Source organism: Kitasatospora sp. NPDC056446 (assembly GCF_042796115.1).
GTDB lineage: Bacteria > Actinomycetota > Actinomycetes > Streptomycetales > Streptomycetaceae > Kitasatospora.
In genome coordinates, this window is the sequence record NZ_JBHTRF010000036.1 from 1 (window position 1) to 21349 (window position 21349).

A 21349-nucleotide genomic window follows, 5' to 3' on the forward strand; every position below is an offset into this window, starting at 1 on the left:
GGGGGGCTCCCCCCCCCCCCCGCGGTGCTGCTGCGCGTCCCCCCCCCCCCGCCACCGCCGGGCTGGGTGCGCTCTCTCCTCCGCCCCCCCCCTTCCGCGTTCCGTCCGTACTTCCGTCCGACCGTCTGCCTGTCCGTCCGTACTTCTGTCCGTCTGTCCGTCTGTCCGACCGACCGACCGACCGGAGGACGAGCGCGCCGCCGCCCTCAGCAGCAGTCCTGGACCACCAGCCCGGCGGGCAGCTGGTCCCCGCCGAAGACCGCGACCGTCGCCGGGTCCCCGCCGAGCGCGGCCACCGCGAGCAGCAGCGCCCCGGCCGTCCAGGTGGTGCGCTCCTCCGGCCAGATCGCGTCGTCCTCGAAGACGTACCCGGTCCAGTACGAGCCGTCCTCGTGCCGCAGGTGCTTCTGGATCCAGCGCAGGATGTCCACCGCGCGGTCGGACTGCCCGATCGCCCAGAGCGCCAGCGCCAGTTCGGCGCTCTCGCCGCCGGTCACCCACGGACGGTCGCTGACGCAGCGCACGCCGAGGCCGGGGACGACGAAGCGGTCCCAGTCCCGCTCGATCCGGGCCACCGCCGCGTCGCCGCGCAGGCCGGTGCCGAGCACCGGGTAGTACCAGTCCATCGAGTAGCGGTCCTTGTCCAGGAACCGCTCCGGGTGGTGGGCGATGGCGTGCCGGAGCCGGCCGGCCGCGAGCTCCCAGTCGGGCTGCGGCTCCTCCAGGTAGTCGGCGATCGCCAGGCCGCAGCGCAGCGCGTGCAGGACGCTGGACGAGCCGGTGAGCAGCGCCTCGTCGGTGGCGGTGCCGTCCTCGGCCACCCGCCAGGCGATCGGGCCGCCGGGCAGCCGCAGGGCGGTGATGAAGTCCAGAGCGCGCCGGACGACCGGCCAGATCCACTCCAGGAAGGCGTCGTCGCCGGTGCTGAGGTGGTGGTGCCAGACCCCGACCGCCACGTAGGCGCAGAAGTTGCTCTCCTTGGCGCGGTCGGTGACCACGCCGTCGGTGTAGGCGGCGTACCAGGAGCCGTCCGGGTTCTGGGCGGCCGCGAGCCAGCGGTAGGCGGCCTCGGCGGCGGCGTGCTCGCCGGCCGTGTCGAGGGCCATCGCGGCCTCGGTGTGGTCCCAGGGGTCGAGGTGGTGGCCGGCGAACCACGGTATGGCGCCGTCCGGGCGCTGCTCGGCGAGGATGCTGCGCACGGTGCCGGCGGCCTGCTCGGCGTCGAGCACGCCGTCGAGCAGCAGCACCTCGGGGACGGCGGCGGTCACGCCGCGCCGCCCGGCGCGCGGTTCGGCTTGGAGGCGTACGCGACGAAGCTCTTGCCGATGACCGGGTTGAGGGCCCGCTCGGCGGCCTTGGTGAGGGTGCTGATCACCGGGGTGCCGACGATGTCCCAGACCAGCAGCTGGTGGTAGGCCTTGACCGGCAGCGCCTTGTCGTTGTCCACGCCGACCGCGCACTTGATCCACCAGTACGGCGAGTGCAGCGCGTGCGCGTGGTGGGTGCCGTACGGCCGCAGGCCGGCGTCCTTGAGCTTGTCGAGCAGTTCGTCGCCCCGGTAGATCCGGATGTGGCCGCCCTCGACCTCGTGGTACTCGTCGGACAGCGCCCAGCAGATCTTCTCGGGCAGCCAGCGCGGCACGGTGACGGCGAGCAGGCCGCCCGGCTTGAGGACCCGGAACATCTCGTTGAGCACGCCCTTGTCGTCGGGGATGTGCTCCATCACCTCGGAGATGATGATCTTGTCGAAGTACTCGTCCTCGAACGGCAGCGCCAGCGCGTTGCCCTCCATCGCGACCGCCGACGCGCCCTCGGGGGCCTCACCGGCCTGCTCCATCGCCGCGAACCACTTGGTGACCTCGGCGATCTCCTCGGTGTTCTGGTCGAGGGCGATCACGTTGGCACCGCGGCGGTAGCACTCGAACGCGTGCCGGCCCCCGCCGCAGCCCAGGTCGAGCACCCGGTCGCCGGGGGCGAGCGGGAAGCGCGAGAAATCGACGGTCAGCACTGCAGGACTCCCATTCCTATTGCCACCAAGCGCTCTTGACGCTTCGTCACGCATCGTCGAGCGAACTCGCCCCGGGCCGTTCCGCTCCGGGCCTTCCGCTCGGGGCCGTTCCACCCCGGCCGTTCCGCTCCGGCCGTTCCGCTCCGGCCGACCCGCTCCGGCCGTTCCGCTCCGGCCGACCCGCTCCGGCCGACCCGCCGGGCGCCGGCGCCCGGGCCCGGCTCAGGCCACGTACCGCCAGCCGGGCCCGGAGCGGGCCCGGGCACCGGCGCCGGTGGCGATCGCCGCCCGGTACGCCTCGGCGGTCAGCTCGGCGGCCCGCTCCCAGGTGAACCGGGCCAACACCCGCTCCCGTCCGGCCGCGCCCAGCCGGGCCCGCAGCCCGGGGTCGTCCAGCAGCCGGCCGAGCGCGCCGGCCAGCACGTCCGCCTCCCCCGGCGGCACGGCCAGGCAGGTCTCCCCGTCCGGCCCGGCGACCTCGGGGATCGCCCCGCCGGTGGTGGCGACCAGCGGGGTGCCGGTGGCCATCGCCTCGGCGGCGGGCAGCGAGAAGCCCTCGTACAGCGACGGGACGCAGGCCACCTCGGCCGAGCGGTACAGGTCGACCAGCTCGCCGTCGGTCAGGCCGCTGCGGAACTCGATGTGCTCCGCCAGCCCGAAGCGGCGCACCGCCTCGGCCACCGGCCCGTCCTCCTTCTGCGGCTTGCCGACCACCACCAGGTGGGCGTCCCGCTCGGTGCGGACCTTGGCGAGCGCCTCCACCAGGAACACCAGCCCCTTGAGCGGGACGTCCGCGCTGGAGGTGGTGACGATCCGCCCGGGCACCCGCGCGACCGTGTCCGAGGGCGACCAGAGCCGGGTGTCGGCGCCGATCGGCACCACCGAGATCGCGCCGGGCGCGGCGCCCAGGTGCTCGGCGATCTCGCGCTGCGAGGTGCCGGAGACGGTGATCACGCGGTCCAGCCGGGCGGCGACCCGGCGCTGCATCCGGGTGAAGGCGTACCAGCGGCGCAGCGAGAGCCGCTTGACCCGGGTGGTCGCCGCGTCCAGCTCCAGCTGCCGGTCGACGGTGATCGGGTGGTGGATGGTGGTGACCAGCGGGAAGCCGTGCCGGGCCAGGCCCAGCAGGCCGTAGCCGAGGGTCTGGTTGTCGTGCACCACGTCGTAGCGGCCCTTGTGGGCGGCCAGGTACCGGCGGGCGCGCAGCGAGAAGGTCAGCGGCTCGGGGAAGCCGCCGGTGCGCATGGTGGCGAACTCCAGCACGTCCACCGGGCCGCGGAACTCACCGCGGGCGGGGGTGCGGAACGGGTCGTCGGCGCGGTAGAGGTCCAGACTGGGCAGTTCGACCAGGCGCACCGAGCCGGGGCCCTCGACCTCGTCCAGCACGGGGTAGGGCTGGGCGCCGATCACGTCCACGTGGTGGCCGAGCCTGGCCAGCTCACGCGAGAGGTGCCGTACGTACACGCCCTGACCGCCGCAGAAGGGGTCCCCGCGGTACGACAGCAGGGCAATCCGCAGCGGCTGCGCGGTCATCCTGGGCCCTCTTCTCTAGCTGCTGATCGTGCTGCCGGTTGTGCGGCCGGTCGCTAAAGTAGATCAGGTTTCAGTGGCTGTGGAACTCGTCATCGACCACGTGAACAATGAGAGACCTCGAAGATACCGGCCCGTAGCTTTTCCTCAGGAGCCAGGGCTGGTGATTCCCGCCACGCCGACCGCCCCGCCCGACCCCTGCCGACCCCTGCCGACCTGTGGAAGCACACCGCCACTCTCGCCTGCCCGGGAGCACCCTTGCCGCCGTCGACCGAGCCCCTGACCCCGACCCCCGTCGCGCTCCGGCCCGGTGAGCTGCCGCTGACCACGCCGCAGGCCGAGCGCCGCCGGCGGATCCTGCGGGCCGCCACCGCGCTGGCCGCCCGGGGCGGGTACGAGGCGGTGCAGATGCGGGAGGTCGCGGAGAGCGCCCAGGTGGCGCTGGGCACGCTCTACCGGTACTTCCCGTCCAAGGTGCACCTGCTGGTCGCGGTGATGCTGGAGCAGTTGCAGGGCCTGCACGAGCACATCCGGCGGCACCCGCCGACCGACCCGGAACCGGCCCTGCGGGTCGCCGACACCCTCACCCGGGCCTTCCACGCCCTTCAGCGCGAGCCGCTGCTCGCCGAGGCGATGGTCCGGGCGCTGTCCTTCGCGGACCGCTCGGTCGGCGCCGAGGTGGACCAGGTCAGCGTGGCCACCGGGCAGCTCATCCTGGACGCGATCGGCCAGTCCGGCCCGCCCAGCGAGAGCCAGCGCGCGGCGGTGCGGGTGATCGAGCACACCTGGCACTCGGCGCTCGTCGCCTGGCTCTCCGGGCGCGCCTCGATCGCCGAGGTCCGGGCCGACCTGCACACCGCGGCCCGGCTGCTCACCCTGCCCTGACTGGAACCTGTTCCTGCCGCCTCCCGGCGCGCGGGCGGACCGACGCCGCCCCGGCGGTTAGAGTCGACGGGCAGCACAACTCCATCCCGCTCCTCCCCCGGGGAAAGCCGGTGCGAATCCGGCGCTGACCCCGCAACCGTGAGCCCGGCCCGCTGGGCCACCGGGCGAGTCGGAGCACCCGGGGAGGGGCGAGCGGCTCGACCGGACGCACCCGCCCGGCACCGTCGAGGACTACGGAACGGCCCCGCCCGGGCCACCACCGCTCATCGAAAGGCACACCCGCACCATGCTGACCGCCGCCCGCCTGGGCGCCGCCGCCCTGTCCGCCGCGCTGCTCGTCGGCGCCGCCGCCGGACCGGCCCTGGCCGACAGCCCCGCGCCGACCCCCGCCGCCGTCCCCGACGGCCTGTACGGGAAGAGCGACCCGACGTACGACGGCGTGTGGCGGCAGTCCCTGGCGCTCGTCGCGCTGAAGGAGGCCGAGGTCACCCCGGCCGACTCGGCGGTCGGCTGGCTCACCGGCCAGCAGTGCGAGGACGGCGGCTGGCCCTCCTACCGGGCGGCCGGCGCGGCCTGCGACCCCAAGACCGAGGACAGCAACGCCACCGCCGTCGCCATCCAGGCCCTGGTCGCCCTCGGCGGCCACCAGCCGGCCGTCGACAAGGGCGTCGCCTGGCTCAAGGCCAACCAGAACGCCGACGGCAGCTGGGCCTACAACCCCGGCAGCCCGGGCGACGCCAACTCGACCGGGCTCGCCGTCAACGCGCTGTTCGCCGCCAGGACCGACCCGGCGAGCGTCGCCAAGGCCGGGGCCGGCTCCGCGTCCGGGACCGCCGGGGCCGGGGCCGGGGCCGGGAAGAACGCGCTCGAAGGCCTCGCCCGCTTCCAGCTCGGCTGCGCCGCCCCCGCCGACCAGCGCGGCGCCTACGCCTACCAGCCGGACCCCGCCACCGGCGCCCTCGCCCCCAACACCCTGGCCAGCGCCCAGGCCGCCCTCGCCGCCACCGGCGGGCACCTGCCCGTCGCCACCTCGGTGCGCACCCAGACCGAGCCCAAGCCGCTCGCCTGCGCCGACGGCTCCGCGCCCGCCACCGTCCCGCACGCCGAGGCGGGCGAAGCCGTCGGCGCCTACCTCACCGGCCTGCTCGCGGCCGGCGGCAACCACCTCACCCTCACCACCCCGGGCGCCGCCCCCACCCCGGACTACACCGCGACCGCCTGGGCCGCCCTCGCCCTCATCCAGGGCGGCCACCCCGAGCAGGCCTCCGGCGCCGTCGACTGGCTGGACGGGCAGGAAGCCGCCTGGACCAAGGACGGCACCGACGCCGGCGCCACCGCCACCCTGCTCCTGGTCAGCCAGGCCGACCACCGGGCCGCCGCCGAGCTCACCGGCAAGCTCACCGCCCTGGGCCCCGCCCCCAAGGCCACCGCCGCCACCCCGGCGGACACCGGCACGGCGAAGAAGAAGCACGACGGGTTCAGCCAGTACTGGCTGATCGGCATCGGCCTGCTCGTCGGCATCGGCGGCGGCCTGCTCCTCAGCCTCCAGCGCAAGCGCAACCCCAACCTCTGATGCACCCGGTCCGCCGCGCGCCCCGCCGCCCCGCCGCCCGCGCGCGCCTCGTCGCACCGGGCCGCCCGCCGGTCCGGCCGTTGCTCCTGACGCCGATCCGGCCACTGCTCCTCACGCTGGTCACGGCGCTCGCCGGGGCGCTGCTGGCCGTCGCCGGTGCCGCGCCCGCGCAGGCGGCGGGCTACCGCTACTGGTCGTTCTGGCGCGGCGCCGAGGGCGGCGGCTGGGCGTACCAGCAGCAGGGGCCCGCGATCGCGGTGCCGCCGGACGGCGCGGTGGACGGCTGGCGGTTCGCGGCGAGCCCCGACGGCGGGCAGGACGCCGCGAAGCCGCGGACCGCCGGGAGCTTCGCGGACATCTGCGCGCAGACCCCCGCGCAGGACGGCCGCAAGCGGGTGGCCGTGGTGCTGGACTTCGGGACCGCCGAGGACACCGGGGCCACCGGCGGGCCTTCCGCCGGAGCCTCTGCCGGGCCTTCCGCCGGAGCCACCGCGGGCACCCCCGCCGGGGCCGTCCCCGAGACGCGGACGGCCTGCGCCGCCGTCGCCCCGCGCGCCACCTCCGCCGAGGTGCTGGCCGTCGTCGCGCCGCCGCTGCGGTACGACACCAACGGCCTGCTGTGCGCCATCGCCGGGTACCCGAAGGCGGGCTGCGCCGACCAGGTCGGCGCGGCGGGCGCCGCGAAGCCGGACGGCGCCGCCACCCCCGCCGACCACGGCAGCGGCCCGGACGTCGGGCTGATCGCCGGTGGCGCGCTGGTCGCCGTCCTCGCGGGCGGCGCCGTCTGGCAGGCGCGCCGCCGCCGTACCCCGTGAACCCCGCCCAGGCCCCACCCGATCCAGGACCGTCCCCGTGAGCAGCACCACCCGCCGTACCGCCCGCAGCACCCGACCGCCCACCGGCCCCCGCCAACTGCACCCCGGGGCCTGGTGGTTGTGGGCGCTGGGGCTGGGCGCCGCGGCCACCCGCACCACCAACCCGGCGATCCTGCTGCTGCTCGTCGCCGTCGCCGGGTACGTGGTCGCGGCCCGGCGCGGCGACGCGCCCTGGTCGCGCTCGTACGGGGCGTTCCTGCGGCTGGGGCTGCTGGTGCTCGGCATCCGGCTGGTGTTCGCCGTCTTCCTCGGCTCGCCCGTCCCCGGCACCCATGTGCTGTTCACCCTGCCCGAAGTGCCGCTGCCGCACTGGGCGCAGGGCGTGCGGATCGGCGGACGGGTCACCGTCGAGGGCCTGCTCGCCGCCCTGTACGACGGGCTGCGCCTGGCCACCCTGCTGGTCTGCGTCGGCGCCGCCAACTCCCTGGCCAGCCCGGCCCGGCTGCTGCGCGCCCTGCCCGGCGCGCTCTACGAGGCGGGCGTGGCGGTGGTGGTGGCGATGACCTTCGCGCCGAACCTGGTCGCCGACGTCCGCCGGCTGCGCGCCGCCCGGCGCCTGCGCGGCCGTTCCGACAAGGGCGTCGCGGCCGTGCTGAGCGTCGGACTGCCGGTGCTGGAAGGCGCGTTGGAGCGTTCCATCGCCCTGGCCGCCGCGATGGACACCCGCGGCTTCGGCCGCACCGCCGACGTCCCGCCCCGGCTCGCCCGGGTGACGGCGGCACTCACCCTCGCCGGACTGCTCGGGATCTGCCTGGCCGCGTACGGACTGCTGACCGCCGGCGGCACCGGCTGGGCCCTGCCCGTCCTCGGAGCCGGCCTCGCCGCCGCCTTCGCCGGACTGCTGCTCGGCAGCCGACGGTCCGCCAGAACCCGCTACCGGCCCGACCCCTGGGCCCTGCCGGAATGGCTGACCGCCGGGTCCGGCGCCGCCGTGGCCGCCCTCGCCACCTACCTGGCCGGGCAGGACCCGGCCGCCTTCGCCCCCACCGTCGTCCCGCCGACCGTCCCCGCGCTGCCGCTGGCCGCGGTGCTGGCCGTCCTGCTCGGCCTGGTACCGGCGTTCGCCGCCCCGACCCCGCCCCGGAGGGCATCGTGATCACCTTCGAGCAGGTCTCCGTCCGGTACGAGGACACCGCCGCACCCGCGCTCGACGGCGTCGACCTGACCGTTCCCGAGGGCGAACTGTGCCTGCTGGTGGGCCCGTCGGGCTCCGGCAAGTCCACCCTGCTGGGCACGGTCAGCGGCCTGGTGCCGCACTTCACCGGCGGCGTGCTGCACGGCCGGGTGACGGTCGGCGGCCGGGACACCCGCGAACACCGGCCGCGCGAACTCGCCGACCTGGTCGGCACCGTGGGCCAGGACCCGCTCGCGCACTTCGTCACCGACACCGTCGAGGACGAACTCGCCTACGGCATGGAGTCCCTGGGCCTGCCGGGCGACGTGATGCGCCGCCGGGTCGAGGAGACCCTCGACCTGCTCGGCCTCGCCGACCTGCGCGACCGCGCGCTCGGCTCCCTCTCCGGCGGCCAGCAGCAGCGCGTCGCGATCGGCTCGGTGCTCACCGTGCACCCGCGCGTCCTCGTCCTGGACGAGCCGACCTCCGCGCTCGACCCCGGCGCGGCCGAAGAGGTCCTGGCCGTCCTGCAACGGCTGGTCCACGACCTCGGCACCACCGTGCTGATGGCCGAGCACCGGCTGGAACGCGTCGTCCAGTACGCCGACCGGGTGCTGCTGCTGACCCCCGGCGGGCCCCCGGTGCTGGGCGAGCCCGCCGAGGTGATGGCGCACTCCCCGGTGCACCCGCCCGTCGTCGGCCTCGGCCGGCTCGCGGGCTGGCGGCCCCTGCCGCTGTCGGTACGCGACGCACGGCGCAAGGCCGCCCCACTGCGCGCCGAACTGGACGGCCGCGCGCCCGCGCCCACCGCCGTCGCGACCGGCGCCCCCGTCGCCGTCACCGACCGCCTCGCCGTCCGGCGCGGCCCGGTCCAGGCCCTGCGCGGCGTGGACCTCGCCCTCCACCCCGGGGAGATCACCGCCCTGATGGGCCGCAACGGCGCCGGCAAGTCCACCCTGCTCGGCAGCCTCGTCGGCCTGCACGCCCCCGCCTCCGGCAGCGTCCGGGTCGGCGGCCGCACCCCGCACCGCACCCGCCCCGCCGAACTGATCCGCCAGGTCGGCCTCGTCCCGCAGGACCCGCGCGACCTGCTGTACGGCGAATCCGTCGCCGCCGAGTGCGCGGCCGCGGACACCGACGCGGGCGCCGCCCCCGGCACCTGCCGCGCCCTCGTCGAACGCCTGCTGCCCGGCATCACCGACACCGCCCACCCCCGCGACCTCTCCGAAGGCCAGCGGCTCACCCTCGCCCTCGCCGTCGTCCTCACCGCCCGGCCCCCGCTGCTGCTGCTCGACGAACCGACCCGCGGCCTGGACTACGCGGCCAAGGCACGGCTGGTGCGGATCCTGCGCGAGCTGTCCGCCGAAGGCCACGCGGTGCTGCTGGCGACCCACGACGTCGAACTCGCCGCCGAACTCGCCCACCGCACGGTGATCCTGGCCGAGGGCGAGATCGTCGCGGACGGCCCCACGGCGGAGGTCGTGGTCTCCTCCCCCGCCTTCGCCCCGCAGGTCGCCAAGGTGCTCGCGCCCGGGCCGTGGCTCACCGTCGGGCAGGTCACGGAGGCGATCGGCGCATGAGCACCCGCCCCGTCCCACTGGGGCGCCGGTCCGTCACCGCGCTCCTCCTCGTCTCCGCCGTCGGCGTCACGGCCTTCGGCTGGCCCCTGCTCGCCTCCACCAAGTCCGCGCTGGTCGGCCACTCCACCGACGCACCCTGGCTGTTCGCCCTCCTCCTCCCCCTGCTGCTCGCCGTCGTCATCGCGCAGATCTCCGAGGGCCGGACGGCGGGCGGCGGCGCGCCCGGGCTGGACGCCAAGTCCGTCGCCCTGCTGGGGGTGCTGGCGGCGGCGGGCGCGGCCCTGCGGCCCCTCGGCGCCGGCACGGCGGGCCTGGAACCGATGTTCTTCCTGATGGTGCTGTCCGGGCGGGTGCTCGGCCCCGGATTCGGCTTCGTCCTCGGCTCGCTGTCGATGTTCGCCTCCGCCCTGCTCACCGGCGGCGTCGGGCCGTGGCTGCCGTTCCAGATGCTCGCGATGGGCTGGGTCTGCCTCGGCGCGGGCCTGCTGCCGGGCGCCGCCGGGCTGCGCGGACGCCGCGAACTCCTCCTCCTCGCCGGGTACGGAGCCGTGTCCGCCCTGCTCTACGGCACGATCATGAACCTCCAGGGCTGGCCGTACATCGGCGGCCTGGCCGGCTCCATCTCCTTCGTCCCCGGCGACCCGCTGCCCGCCAACCTGGTCCGCTTCGCCGCCTACTGCCTGACCACCTCGCTCGGCTGGGACCTGCCCCGGGCCGCCCTCACCGTCGTCCTGTGCCTCACCCTCGGCACCCCGGTCCTGCGCGCCCTGCGCCGGACCACCCGACGGGCGGCCTTCGACGCCCCGGTCGTCTTCCGCCCGCCGGAACAGCGCTGAGCCTCCACCCGTCCGACCACGGAACCCTCATGCGGCGTTCCGCATTTCCGAACGTACGCGCGCGGCACCGCCGTACGCTGTCCCGCAGCACGGACACACGGGGGCGGTTCGGAAGTCGGGGAAACCAGTGGAACTACGTCAGTTGCGCGTCTTCGAGGCCCTCGTCGCCCACCGCACCGTCACCGGCGCGGCCATGGCACTCGGGCTCGCCCCGTCCTCCGTCTCGGAACAGGTCCGCACCCTCGAACACAGCCTGGGCACCGAACTCTTCGACCGCGCCAGACGCGACATCACCCTCACCCCCGCCGGGGAACGGCTGCTCCCCTGGTCCCGACGGCTCCTCGACCAGGCCGACCAGGCCCGCCGCGACGTCGTCCTCACCCGGACCCGCCTGCGCCTCGGCGTCCTCGAAGCCGTCGCCGCCACCCACCTCCCCGCCGTCCTGGCCCGCCTCACCGAACGCCGGCCCGGCCTGGAGATATCCCTCCGCACCGACACCGCCCGGGACGTCCTGCTCGACGGCGTCGCGGCCGGCGCCCTCGAAGCCGCGCTCGTCCTCGACTCCCCCGGCCTGCTCGGCGCGCTCGGCTTCCACCTGCCGCCCGCCCCGCTCGACCACCACGACCTCCAGCCCGTCCCCCTCGCCCTGGTCGCCGCCCCCACCCACCCGCTGGCCCACGCCACCACCCTCACCCGCGAACACCTGCGCGGCCAACGCCTCCTCGTCAACACCCCCGGCTGCTCCTTCCACCTCGCCGGCGAACACCTCCTCGGCCACGACGTCCACCGCGTCCACACCGGCGGCGTCACCGTCACCCGCGCCTGCGCCGAACAGGGCCTCGGCATCGCCCTCCTCCCCGAGTTCGCCGTCCACGACCAACTCGCCACCGGCACCCTCACCCGCCTCCCCCTCGACCCCCCGCCCCCACCCCTCCACCTCCGCCTCATCTGGCGCACCCCCCACGAACCCGCCCCCACCCTCCGCGAGTTCCTCCACCCCACCCCGGCCTGACCGGGCACCTCGCGATGATCGCCGAAGCCTCGGGCCCTTCCCCAGCAAGGGAAGGGCCCGAGGTGTGGAGCAACAGTGCCGCGTCAGGCCTTGGGGCCGGCGGACTGGACGACCTCGAAGGACCAGAGGGTGGAGCCGGAGGCGGCCGGGCGCTTGGGGGCCTCGCCGCCGTCGGTGCTGCCGCCGCGGTGGGCGGCCTGCATCGGGCCCTCCATCCAGGCCTTGAAGTCCTCCTCGCTGCGCCAGCGGGTGTAGACGAGGTACTGGTCGGTGCCCTCGACCGGGCGGAGGAGTTCGAACCACTCGAAGCCGTCCGAGTTCTCCACCGCTCCGGCGCGGGAGGCGAAGCGCTGCTCCAGCACCTCGCGCTGCTCGGCCGGCACCGTCAGTACGTTGATCTTGACGACGCTACTCACATGACACCTCTCATCGTTAGGCCCTCTACCTGGGCACTTAACCTTGACCACGTGCGAGCAGTCTCCTACATACGACAGTCAAAGAAGCGTGAGGACGACTCTCAGGCTTCGCCGGCTGCCCAGCGGACGAAGACCGAAGCCCTGATCGTCGCCAAGGGCTGGGAGAACAACGGCCACTTCGAAGACGTCGGCAAGTCGGGTTGGGACCCCAACGTCACCCGGCCCGGGTTCGAGGAGATGATGGCGGCCATCCGCGCCGGTCAGGTTGACGCCGTGGTCGTGTTCTCCCTCTCCCGCCTCACGAGGCAAGGTGCCCTGGAGGCCATGAAGATCAACGAGGAACTGGCCCGGTACGGCGTGCGCCTGGTCTCGGTCGAAGAGCCCTACCTCGACACCTCCACGCCGATGGGCGTTGCCATCTTCGGTCTGATCGCCGCACTGGCCCAGCAGGAATCCGACCTCAAGTCCGCGTATGTCACGGCGACCAAGGAGACGCTACGCGCGGCCGGGAGCCACGTCTCCGGCATCCCGCCGTACGGCTTCCGGACGGTCCGGGAGCGGCGCGGCGAACTGTCCGTGATGCGGTTGGTCCCCGACCCAGTCGAAGCACCGCACGTGCGCGACATGGCCCGTTGGGCTGCCGATGGCATGTCCGCCGGGGACATAGCGCGCCAGCTCACCAAGGGGAACGTCCCGACCAAGGTGACCACGCTGGGCGACAAGGGCACCAAGCGCCTTGAAGCACGCCGCGCAAACGGCTCGTCCAAGAGCCTCAGCAGCCCCGGCTGGACGACCTCCACCGTCCTGCGCATCCTCCGTGATCCCCGGCTCGCCGGGTACGCCATGGTCTGGGAGGGCCGGAAGCCGCGCACGAAGGACGAGGACGGCAACGTGATCCCCGGAACTCAGGGCAAGCGGACCGTGCTGCGCGGAGACGATGGCTCTCCCGTCGTGTCGCACGAAGGCATCATCACCGCCGTGGAGTGGTGGGCCCTCCAAGAGATCCTGGACGGCCGGTCAAAGGTCGTGGTCCGCTCCGGCCGTCGTGTCCCGACGCTGCTCGCCGGTCACGGGATGCTGTTCTGCGATGTCTGCGGCTCGGTCATGGTGGCGGACAACAGGGGCGAGGACGAGAGCCCGAAGCCCTACTACAAGTGCAACCGCCCCGCCGGGGTCGTCCCCGGACATGGCGGCTTGGTCATCGACGCAACGGCTACGGACTACGAGGTGGCCAGCTCTGTGTGGGCGCGTCTGGCAGCCATGGACCCGGCGGACGAGGACGACGCGGAGTGGCTGATGGAGGCTGCTCGCCGATTCACCCGCCAGCAGCAGGGCCCGACTCATGATGCCGAACAGGCCGCATCAGAAGCCGAGTTGGTTCACGTGCGCGAGGCCCTTCGCACGATGTACCAGGACCGGCAGGAAGGTCTGTACGTCGGCGAGACCGGCAAGCGGATATTCGCCGAATCAGTCGCCCGGCTGACGGCACACGAGGAGCGCGTTTCCGCGCGAGTCGAAGAGTTCCGATCGGCAAGCAGCCGAACCATCACGATCCCGGCGGAGTGGACGGCCCCTGACGGCGACCCGGTCGGCGACGGCTCGACCTGGGCGGGCATGACCCTTGAGCGGAAGCGGGAGTTCCTGTCGCTGTTCGTGGACTCGATCCGGATCACCAAGGCGATAGGCAGGGGCCGGAACGCAAACACCCGGGACCGCGTAGTCATCAGGTGGGCCGAGAAGCCGTCCGCCGACTAACACCAAGCGCTCAGACACCCTCCTTGGACCCTTTCAGCCCCGTTCGGCCCCCGTGGTCGGGCGGGGCTTCTTCATGCCCTCTGGCTGCCGTGCAGCCGCTTCGGGCTCTGCCGGTGGGCTAGCCGGGCATCCGGTTGTCGTGCTGCGCCCTGGGATGACGAATGACGGTTCAAAGTGCGATCCGGATTTGCAGTACAGCGAGTAGGTAAGTTTGTTCTCTCTATCCACCTATCTAGGCTTTGACCTGGGGGTTTGAGGCAACAATAGAGCACCTCTGGGACGGTCAATCGGGAAGAACGAGTCACCTTGGGTCACCTCGCGACTGACTGGGCGAAGCGTCGATGGGTGACGAGTGACGTTGCGAAGCCGCTTTTCTATCTCTTCCTATATTTGCTTGATTTACCCCCTCTCTTCACCTATACAGACTCCGGCCTGCTGTTTTGCGGCGCCATGGGGTCACTTTCGGTCCACTGTCGGTCGTCCGTGGTCCACTTTTGGCTCACTTCTGGCACGACAGCGGGGGTGAAGTGACGTGCACATTTTCAAAGGGGTCTGATTCGTGGGGATGTACTTGGAGAACGCTTCCGCCCGCCGGGCTTGGGAGGCTGCCGCCGAACTGGTGGGATGGGATGGGGTGCCCGTGGTGCCGTTCGTGTGGAGCGGTACGCAGTGGGTGACGCCCGCTGGCGAGTGGCGCGACATTCCGCTGATCCGGCGGGGGATGGGTGAGTGGCTGGTCGCCGCTGCAAGGAAGCTGGCCGACGTGCCTGGCGAGCGGGAGCGTCAGCAGGAGCTGCGGGGTCGCATGCTCGATGCACGGTTTTCCGCGAGTCAGGCCGCAGATGGGGAGCGGGAGGCGTTGGAGCGGATCAGCGATGAGCTGGCTCGGGAGTTGGCATTTGCGCCGGAGGTCCACCGACTTTCCGATGACCCGAGTTTGCCGCGCCATGTGAAGACGGTTGCTGACGAGATGCTGTCCGCATCGGATACTCGTGCGACCCAACTCCTGTCGCTGGCTTCACAGTTCGACCCGTTCCGGGCTCCGATGCGTGATCCCGCTGATTGGGTTGTCGCTCTTGGCGCTGCGCCGCGCAGTGAGCATGTGCGCACGTCGACGGTATGGGAGGCGTTCAGCGTGGATGAGCCCGCCTTGGCTCGGTCGCTGGGGGTTCGCGTGGGCAAGTCGGTCTTGTTCGCCGCAATGGACAAGAGGTTCGGTGCACGTCGGAAGCTTGGCGGCTACGACGGTTGGCGCGGCGTGATGCTGGCCGGCTGAGCCTGGGGGGTGACCCACTGGGACCCACCTCGGGGATCGCTGGCGTATAGCAGTCGAGTTCCCGTACGGGTTTCACGGTCGCGAGAGGGGGCCCAGGCGGGTGCCCCCTACCCTCCTTGGCCTCGACCGGCAGGGAGGGAAAACGCTCGCATGGCTGTTCAGAGTGTTTGCGCGGGACCTGATCCATAGTGCCTTGCACGCATCCTCGGCCTGAGGGGGCACCGGGGGGTGGGTCGATCTCTGGGCGCACGGGCGCTGTGGACCCGGCCCCCATGCCCGTGCACGGCGCCGCAGATTAGAGGGTGGGGGGTATGCCCGCCGCTGCGCCGTAACGGTGGGTCACCCTTGCCCGGCGTCTCAGAAACGATGGTTTGTGAGACGGTCCGCCGACAGGGCGAAGCGACCCCCGATCGGGTGTTCAAAACCCGTCTCAAAACATGCCTGGAGCCCATGGTGTTATGAGACGAGTTATGAGACGATTGATACATGACGACGACCAAGACCACCGGCCACCTGATTGGCTACGCCCGAGTTTCCACCGACGACCAGGAGGCGCAGCTCCAGCACGACGCGCTGACCGAAGCGGGTTGCGCCCGGATCTTCACCGACAAGGCGTCGGGCAAGAACACCGACCGCCCGGAGCTTGCCGCCGTCCTTGACTACCTCCGCCCCGGGGACACCCTGTGCGTCTGGAAGCTCGACCGCTTCGCCCGATCGCTCATCGACCTTGTGACCATGGTGGACGCGCTGTCGGCGCGCGGGATCGGCTTCAAGGTCCTCACGGGCGCGCTGGCCAGCATCGACCCGAACACCCCGGACGGGCGGCTCATGCTCCAGGTCGTCGGCGCGATGGCTGAGTTCGAGCGTTCGTTGATCAAGGACCGGACCCGCGCCGGATTGGAAGCCGCCAAGGCTCAGGGGCGGACCGGCGGGCGGCCGTCCGTGATCAGTGAGGACAAGCTGACCATTGCCCGTGCCCGCCGGGCCAAGGGGGAGAGCGTGAGCGGCATCGCGAAGGCGCTGGGGGTCAGCCGGGCGACGCTCTACCGGCACCTTGAGGACGCCGAGTCGTAGCCGCTGCGCCCTGTCGTGAGAGCCGTCTGCCCGTTGTGGGTGGGCGGCTCTTTGCTGTCTCGGGAGTCCGGGGCAGGGCGTTGTTGAAGTTCACGACGTGTGGCCGCTGGCGATCCCGGCCCCAGCATCGCGTACGCGTCCTGAGTGTGATGCCGTTTCCATGCCCCCAAAACGATCAACTAGCCACCCTTGCAGTGGAGTCCGCACCGAGAGGCTTGGAGAAAGGACTCCCGAAGGCGCCGCTAAGCACGGTTAGCGCGTGCTTACCGGTTGCGCGTGGATGTATGGGGGTACCGGGGGGTGGGTCAGTCTCTGGGCGCACGGGCGCTGTGGACCCGGCCCCCATGCCCGTGCACGGCGCCGCAGATTAGAGGGTGGGGGGTTTGCCGAGGCGCAGCAGGAAGCCCCCCGTACTGTTCCTCTGCCCTGCTGAGGGGCGTGGGTGGCGCGGGGGGCTCCTGTGTTCCTGCGGGGGCGGATGCCCGGGCGGCTCACACGTCCCCGAACTCGCCGGCCTTCACGCCCGCGACGAAGGCCGCGAAACCATCGGGTGAGAAGGTCAGGGCTGGACCGTGAGGGTCCTTGGAGTCACGGACGGGGACAGCGCCCAGGCTCCCAACTTCACTCGGTGCCCACTCGACGCACTCCCCGCCGCTCTGGCTGTAGGACGACTTCACCCAACCGGCATTGGTAAGGTCGATGCTCATTGAAGTCCCTTTCGGACAGTGCTGATCCTGGCGAGCGAAGCCACGGTCGATGGTGACTCCACCTGTAGCTGATCGTAGTCTCTCGCCCATGCCGCGCAGGTGGTTGAGTTCCGCTCCAGGTGCCCACGGGCGTGGGCCTCGCTGTAGCCGACCATGGACCGGTCTGGGAGCGTCAGCAGCACGACGGGGAAGATGAAGGGCACCATCTCGCCCAGGCTCAGCGGTGCGACTTGCACGGTGATGTTCGGGCGCTCGGCGAGCGTGCTCACGTGGTCCAGTTGCCGCGCCATCAGGAGAGGGCCGCCGACGAGTCGCGTCACGCAGCTTTCGTCCATGACTGTGTGGATGAGCGGCGGGTTCGGCCGCTCCAGTACCCGGTGTTGCCGGGCAACCAGAAAGGCAACACGCTCGTCCGCTTGGTCCTGGGTGATGCTGCCGCGTCGAACGGCTGCGGTTGCGAGGGCTGCCGCGTATTCGGCGGTCTGGAACAGCCCGGGAATCACGCCGGTCTGGAAGGACTGGAGCTTCCGACAGCGGGCCTCGCAGTCGGCGAACTCCTCGAACCCTTCCAGCAGGGCGGCGCCGGTGATGCGTCGGAGCAGCTCAACGAATACCCCGCCGGTCTCGAACACTTCATCGGCTTTTAGTGCCAACTTGGAAGTTGGTGCCTCTTTCCCCCGTTCGATCAAAGAGATCCATGTGTCCGAGTACCCCAGGAGGCCGCCAAGCTTCTCCTGAGTCCAGCCGCGCAGCCGTCGTAACCTGCGAAGTTCTGAGCCGAAGCGCGCCAAAGGCGATGACGTGGGGTCGGGCTCCGTCGTCAACGTCGTCATCGGGGATTTTTACCTGCCGATCTGCTACGGGTTGGAGGACTGGTCTTCGGCGCCCTTGGTGTCGATCCTAGTTACGAGCCAAGCACGGAGAGACGCGACGTTACCGGTTTCGCAGTACACCGCTCGGTCACCCGCTACTGGCCTCAAGTCATCTGTTGCGCAGTCGACTTGGAGCGCAACACCCCGCTGAACTGGGAGAGGGTGGCCGATGGAACCTCCTGAGTGCGCCGTGTGCCATGCGTTCCACCGGATCATGCGGGCGGAGTTGGCGAAGCGGTACGGCATCCTTCGCCGCCCGACTGTGGTCCGGCAGTTGCAAGCGCTCCGGGCGCAGCACCGGCAGACGTGTGAGGCGGTGGCCCGTGTCTCAGCCTGATGACGTCCTAACGGCCGAGGAAATCCAGGCCCACCGCCAACAGGCCGAGGACATGCAAGACGCCCTCGAAGAGGCACTGCGCGTTGCGCGGCTCCCCGTGCCAGCGGGACTGAGTGTCGCCTATGGCGCAGTCGATCTCGGGTACGGCCCCGCGCTGCACGTCGGCATCATGAGCGCGGCGCAGGTGCAGCAGTGGTTGGGGCAGCTCCGCCAGTTCGCCCGCGCCATGGGCTATGTAAACGACGTCGAAGCGCGCAGCCTGGCTGCTGACGTGCTCGCCGAGTTCCGGGGCCCCATGCTCTCCGGGGACGGCACGTACTTGGTGCGCAAGGAGTTGGGCCAGTGACCGACCCCGAGTTCCTGCCTGCGAGTTGGACGCATTTCCTGGGCGGCCCGGTGCCGTATGGCGACCAGGACGACCAGGAGGCGGAGGCCGGCGCGCCCACCCTGGAGCCGATCCCCGATTCGCCGACCATGGCCCGTATCCGCGAAGCGATGGACAAGGCCAACTGGCGCTCCCGCTGGGGTATTTGAGCGCTTCCCTGGTGGTTTCCGCCGGATCGGCGCCCAGTGGCCCCGTCCATTTGTCGTCCCCCGTGGCGCATGGGCGGGGCTTCGGCGTCCGGCGGCACGTCCTGCGACAGCCGGTCAGCTTATGTGAGTGGCTTGACACATTCGTTGATCTTGACGACGGACATGCCGCTCCTTACTGGTTCGCCGGGGCCTCGGGTGCGGGCGCCGGCTCGGTCACTGCGAGCAGTCTCCTACACCTCACGGGCGGGCGGTCACGGTGTCGGCGGTCAGGCGATCCATGCCGGGAGGACGCGCTGGTCGTCGCGCGGGGCGAGGTCGCAGGCGCCTTCGGGGGTGCGGGCGTCGGGGTTGTAGGCGCGGGACGGGGAGGGGGAGGCGACGACGGCGGTGAAGCCGGTGTCGGTGGTGATCTGCCGGGTGAGGCCGGCGGGGAGGACGAGGGTGTCGCCGGCGGCGAGGGCCACGGTTTCGCCCGCGAGGTCGACGGCGGCGGTGCCGGTGGCGAGGGTCCAGATCTGTTCGGTGTCCATGGCGTGGAGCGGGCCCTGTGCGCCGGCCACCATGTCGACGTGCCACATGGCCAGGGAGGTCGAGCCCTGGGTGGGTGAGGCGTAGGTGGTCATGACGGCGTTCGGGGTCTCGGTGCGGCGGGCGTCGGTGCGGCGGATGACGGGCATGGTGGAGGGACCCCCTAAGATGGACAATGGCATTGTCTATATGGTCAATGAGGTTGTCTATCGTGTCAAGTGACCCGGCCCCGCCCGGCTTCGAGCTGCCGCTGCGCCTGCTGCTCGCCTTCCGGACGATCATCGACGAGCTGCACGAGCGCATCGCCCGCGAAGGGCACCCCGACCTGCGCCCGATGCACGGCTTCGTCTTCCAGGCGATCGGCCCGCACGGCACCACCGCCGTCGAACTCGGCCGCCGCCTCGGCGTCTCCAAGCAGGCGGCCGGCAAGACCATCGAGAACCTGGAACAGCTCGGTTACGTCGAACGCGGCAGCGACCCGGCCGACGCCCGCCGCAAGGTGGTCCGGCTCACCGACCGGGGCGTGGACTGCCTGGTCCGGTCGGCACGGATCTTCGACGAGCTGCGCACCGAGTGGTCCGCCACCCTCGGCGAGGAGCAGCTCCGCCAGGTGGAGGACGGCCTGCGCAGGCTCGCCCCCGGCGACCCGTTCCGCCTCGACACCCCCCGGTGGTTCGGCACGCCCTGACCAGGAAGGCCTGACGGGCGCGGACACGCACGACCGCGCCCCCCGCCTCACAGAGACGGGGGGCGCGGCGCACACGGCTACGGGGTGACGGTCGGCAGCTTCGCGGTGAGCGCCGTCGGAACCGTGACCACGTCGTTCAGGTCGAGCTTGCCGGGGCCGAAGTCGCTCGCGGCCAGGCCCTTCTTGCTACCGCCGTTGACGACCTGCCAGACGGTGTTGCTGTCCGGCGAGAGCAGCAGGGTGCCGTCACTCGGCGCGGCCTTCGCGGCGGCCGAGGCCTCCCAGGCGCCGGGGACGCCGAGCAGCGTCCGCTTGTCGTAGCCGAAGGCGGTGTAGTCGGCGGCGCTCAACGGGACGGCCATACCGCCCGCCATCACGTACACCATCGGGTCGCCGCCGGACACGTTCTTGACGATGGTGCCGTTGGCGACCGGCTTGGCGGCCGTGGCGGCGAGCCAGCGGCCGGGGACGCCCATCAGCGTCTGCTGGTCGTAGCCGTAGGCCGTCCACTCGGCGTCGGAGATCGGCACCGCCGCGCCGCCGATCATGACGAAGCGGCTCGGATCGGTGCCGCTCTGGTCCATCAGGACGGTGCCGCTCGGCAGCTGGTTGGCCACCAGGGCCCGCAGGTAGTCACCGGGGACGCCCATCAGCGCCCGCTGGTCGTAGCCGTAGGCCGTCCACTCGGCGCCCGAGATGGCCAGGGCGGCGCCGCCCACCATCACGTAGCGGCTCGGGTCGGAGCCGGACTGGTCCATCACCGCCAGTCCGGTGGGGAGCCGGCCGGCCACCGCGCTCTGCAGCCAGGCGGTCGGAACGCCCATGTCCGGGCGGGAGTTGTAACCGCCCGAGGTCCAGTCGGCGGCCGAGATCGGCAGCGCCGCGCCGGCCACCACGACGTAGCGGGGCACGCCGCCGCCCTGGTCGTGGACCACGGTGCCGGCCGGCGGCACGGTCGGCAGCGAGTTGAACGACGCGTCGTCCACCAGCACGATCCTGCTCAGGTCGTACCCGTCCGCGGCGACGTCCGAGCCGGCCACGGGCACGCCCGCGCCACTGATCATCACCTTCACCGCCGCCCCGTTCGGCGACTTCACCAGCGTGCCGGGCGGCAGGGACGCCGGGTTGGGGTAGGTGGTGCCGGCCGGGTAGGGGTCGGCGTGGTCGCCGATCAGCGGCTTCCCGCAGATTGGCCAGGCACCCGGCCCCTGCTTGGCGAGGACCTTCTCGGCGATCAGGATCTGCTGCTGCTTGGTGGCCTGGTTGGCGTACGACGCGTACTGGCTGCCGCCGTAGGCGAGCCAGGTGGCCTGGGAGAACTGGAGGCCGCCGTAGTACAGGCCGTTCTTCGAGACGATCGACCAGTTCCCGGTGCTCTCGCACGCGGCGACCTTGTCCCAGGTCGACACCGAGGCGGCCGAGGCCTGGCCGGAGAGGGTGAGCGGGGCGGCCAGCGCGAGCAGCGCGGTGGCCGCGAGGGCGAGGATGGACTTCTTGCGGACGGCGGTGGTCATGGCGTTCCCCCGGAGGCGGCGTGGGTGGCTGAGGTGTGCGGCGCTCTGGCGCCGTGGGTTGCTGGTGCGCCCGACGGCATGGCGTGGGCGGAGCGGTGCCCCGGGGCGGGCCGGGCGGGGGGGGGCGGGGCCCCCCCGGGGGGGGGCGCCGGCGAAAGGGTGGAGGTGGGGGCCGAAGGGGGGGGGGCGGTGGGGGCCCTGAAGGCGGGGGGGAAGTAGGGAGATGCGGGGGCCG

21 protein-coding genes and 1 riboswitch are annotated in these 21349 nt (G+C 72.3%); of the genes, 13 read left to right on the plus strand and 8 right to left on the minus strand.

The features are described 5' to 3' along the window. Positions 1-206 precede the first annotated feature (206 nt). The 3 genes from ACFQ6N_RS22400 to ACFQ6N_RS22410 form a co-directional block, all read right to left on the minus strand. Positions 207-1268 (minus strand): prenyltransferase, encoded by a 1062-nt coding sequence (locus ACFQ6N_RS22400; protein ID WP_380651660.1) that lies wholly within the window; start codon positions 1266-1268, stop codon positions 207-209. After that, complete coding sequence (locus ACFQ6N_RS22405; protein ID WP_380651663.1) at positions 1265-2008, minus strand: class I SAM-dependent methyltransferase; 744 nt, start codon at positions 2006-2008, stop codon at positions 1265-1267. Before ACFQ6N_RS22405 ends, ACFQ6N_RS22400 begins: the two co-directional genes overlap by 4 nt. A 222-nt stretch (positions 2009-2230) precedes the next feature. Further along, positions 2231-3541 (minus strand): glycosyltransferase family 4 protein, encoded by a 1311-nt coding sequence (locus tag ACFQ6N_RS22410; RefSeq protein WP_380651665.1) that lies wholly within the window; start codon positions 3539-3541, stop codon positions 2231-2233. A gap of 255 nt (positions 3542-3796) precedes the next feature. Between ACFQ6N_RS22410 and ACFQ6N_RS22415 the strand changes: the two genes are divergently transcribed. The 7 genes from ACFQ6N_RS22415 to ACFQ6N_RS22445 all read left to right on the plus strand — a co-directional run bounded on the left by ACFQ6N_RS22415 (position 3797) and on the right by ACFQ6N_RS22445 (position 11413). After that, on the plus strand, positions 3797-4423 hold the full coding sequence (locus ACFQ6N_RS22415) for a TetR family transcriptional regulator (protein ID WP_380651668.1): 627 nt from the start codon (positions 3797-3799) through the stop codon (positions 4421-4423). A 100-nt stretch (positions 4424-4523) separates the two neighbouring features. Next, positions 4524-4603: riboswitch (cobalamin riboswitch) on the plus strand. 106 nt (positions 4604-4709) lie between these two features. After that, positions 4710-5996, plus strand: coding sequence for a prenyltransferase/squalene oxidase repeat-containing protein (locus ACFQ6N_RS22420; RefSeq protein WP_380651671.1), 1287 nt, complete (start codon positions 4710-4712; stop codon positions 5994-5996). Then, positions 5996-6811: an SCO2322 family protein gene (locus ACFQ6N_RS22425; RefSeq protein WP_380651674.1), complete on the plus strand. Its 816-nt coding sequence runs from the start codon at positions 5996-5998 to the stop codon at positions 6809-6811. Before ACFQ6N_RS22420 ends, ACFQ6N_RS22425 begins: the two co-directional genes overlap by 1 nt. 37 nt (positions 6812-6848) lie before the next feature. Beyond that, positions 6849-7967 (plus strand): CbiQ family ECF transporter T component, encoded by a 1119-nt coding sequence (locus tag ACFQ6N_RS22430; RefSeq protein ID WP_380651677.1) that lies wholly within the window; start codon positions 6849-6851, stop codon positions 7965-7967. After that, positions 7964-9565, plus strand: a complete 1602-nt coding sequence (locus ACFQ6N_RS22435) for an ABC transporter ATP-binding protein (RefSeq protein WP_380651680.1) — start codon at positions 7964-7966, stop codon at positions 9563-9565. The genes ACFQ6N_RS22430 and ACFQ6N_RS22435 overlap by 4 nt, the downstream gene beginning before the upstream one ends. After that, a complete protein-coding gene (locus ACFQ6N_RS22440; protein WP_380651683.1) occupies positions 9562-10401 on the plus strand; it encodes an ECF transporter S component in 840 nt (279 codons plus the stop codon). Before ACFQ6N_RS22435 ends, ACFQ6N_RS22440 begins: the two co-directional genes overlap by 4 nt. Positions 10402-10528: 127 nt before the next feature. Beyond that, positions 10529-11413 (plus strand): LysR family transcriptional regulator, encoded by an 885-nt coding sequence (locus tag ACFQ6N_RS22445; RefSeq protein WP_380651686.1) that lies wholly within the window; start codon positions 10529-10531, stop codon positions 11411-11413. Positions 11414-11496: 83 nt separating this feature from the next. On the opposite strand, the gene ACFQ6N_RS22450 is transcribed toward ACFQ6N_RS22445, so the two are convergent. Then, a complete protein-coding gene (locus ACFQ6N_RS22450) occupies positions 11497-11829 on the minus strand; it encodes an antibiotic biosynthesis monooxygenase family protein (protein ID WP_380651689.1) in 333 nt (110 codons plus the stop codon). Positions 11830-11880: 51 nt separating this feature from the next. Here ACFQ6N_RS22450 and ACFQ6N_RS22455 point away from each other — a divergent pair, with 51 nt between their 5' ends. The 3 genes from ACFQ6N_RS22455 (at position 11881) to ACFQ6N_RS22465 (ending at position 15934) form a co-directional block, all read left to right on the plus strand. Further along, a complete protein-coding gene (locus tag ACFQ6N_RS22455; RefSeq protein ID WP_380651692.1) occupies positions 11881-13584 on the plus strand; it encodes a recombinase family protein in 1704 nt (567 codons plus the stop codon). A gap of 565 nt (positions 13585-14149) precedes the next feature. Continuing rightward, positions 14150-14860 (plus strand): hypothetical protein, encoded by a 711-nt coding sequence (locus tag ACFQ6N_RS22460; protein WP_380651694.1) that lies wholly within the window; start codon positions 14150-14152, stop codon positions 14858-14860. Between the two features lie 486 nt (positions 14861-15346). Beyond that, complete coding sequence (locus tag ACFQ6N_RS22465) at positions 15347-15934, plus strand: recombinase family protein (protein ID WP_380651696.1); 588 nt, start codon at positions 15347-15349, stop codon at positions 15932-15934. A gap of 491 nt (positions 15935-16425) precedes the next feature. Here ACFQ6N_RS22465 and ACFQ6N_RS22470 read toward each other — a convergent pair whose 3' ends face one another. Beyond that, positions 16426-16641, minus strand: coding sequence for a DUF397 domain-containing protein (locus tag ACFQ6N_RS22470; RefSeq protein ID WP_380651698.1), 216 nt, complete (start codon positions 16639-16641; stop codon positions 16426-16428). After that, positions 16638-17474, minus strand: a complete 837-nt coding sequence (locus ACFQ6N_RS22475) for a Scr1 family TA system antitoxin-like transcriptional regulator (protein ID WP_380651701.1) — start codon at positions 17472-17474, stop codon at positions 16638-16640. The genes ACFQ6N_RS22470 and ACFQ6N_RS22475 overlap by 4 nt, the downstream gene beginning before the upstream one ends. Before the next feature lie 362 nt (positions 17475-17836). Here ACFQ6N_RS22475 and ACFQ6N_RS22480 point away from each other — a divergent pair, with 362 nt between their 5' ends. Together ACFQ6N_RS22480 and ACFQ6N_RS22485 are read left to right on the plus strand one after the other, a co-directional pair. After that, positions 17837-18196 (plus strand): hypothetical protein, encoded by a 360-nt coding sequence (locus tag ACFQ6N_RS22480; protein WP_380651704.1) that lies wholly within the window; start codon positions 17837-17839, stop codon positions 18194-18196. Continuing rightward, positions 18193-18384 (plus strand): hypothetical protein, encoded by a 192-nt coding sequence (locus ACFQ6N_RS22485; protein WP_380651707.1) that lies wholly within the window; start codon positions 18193-18195, stop codon positions 18382-18384. The genes ACFQ6N_RS22480 and ACFQ6N_RS22485 overlap by 4 nt, the downstream gene beginning before the upstream one ends. Before the next feature lie 266 nt (positions 18385-18650). Here the strand turns inward: ACFQ6N_RS22485 and ACFQ6N_RS22490 are convergent, their stop codons facing one another. Beyond that, the gene (locus tag ACFQ6N_RS22490; RefSeq protein ID WP_380651709.1) at positions 18651-19061 is read right to left on the minus strand and encodes a cupin domain-containing protein; all 411 of its coding nucleotides are present in this window, start codon (positions 19059-19061) and stop codon (positions 18651-18653) included. A gap of 47 nt (positions 19062-19108) precedes the next feature. On the opposite strand from ACFQ6N_RS22490, the gene ACFQ6N_RS22495 reads away from it, so the two are divergent. After that, positions 19109-19600, plus strand: a complete 492-nt coding sequence (locus tag ACFQ6N_RS22495; protein ID WP_380651712.1) for a MarR family winged helix-turn-helix transcriptional regulator — start codon at positions 19109-19111, stop codon at positions 19598-19600. 77 nt (positions 19601-19677) lie between these two features. On the opposite strand, the gene ACFQ6N_RS22500 is transcribed toward ACFQ6N_RS22495, so the two are convergent. After that, entirely contained in the window at positions 19678-21114 is a 1437-nt protein-coding gene (locus tag ACFQ6N_RS22500; RefSeq protein WP_380651714.1) for a transglycosylase family protein, read from the minus strand. Positions 21115-21349 lie beyond the last annotated feature (235 nt).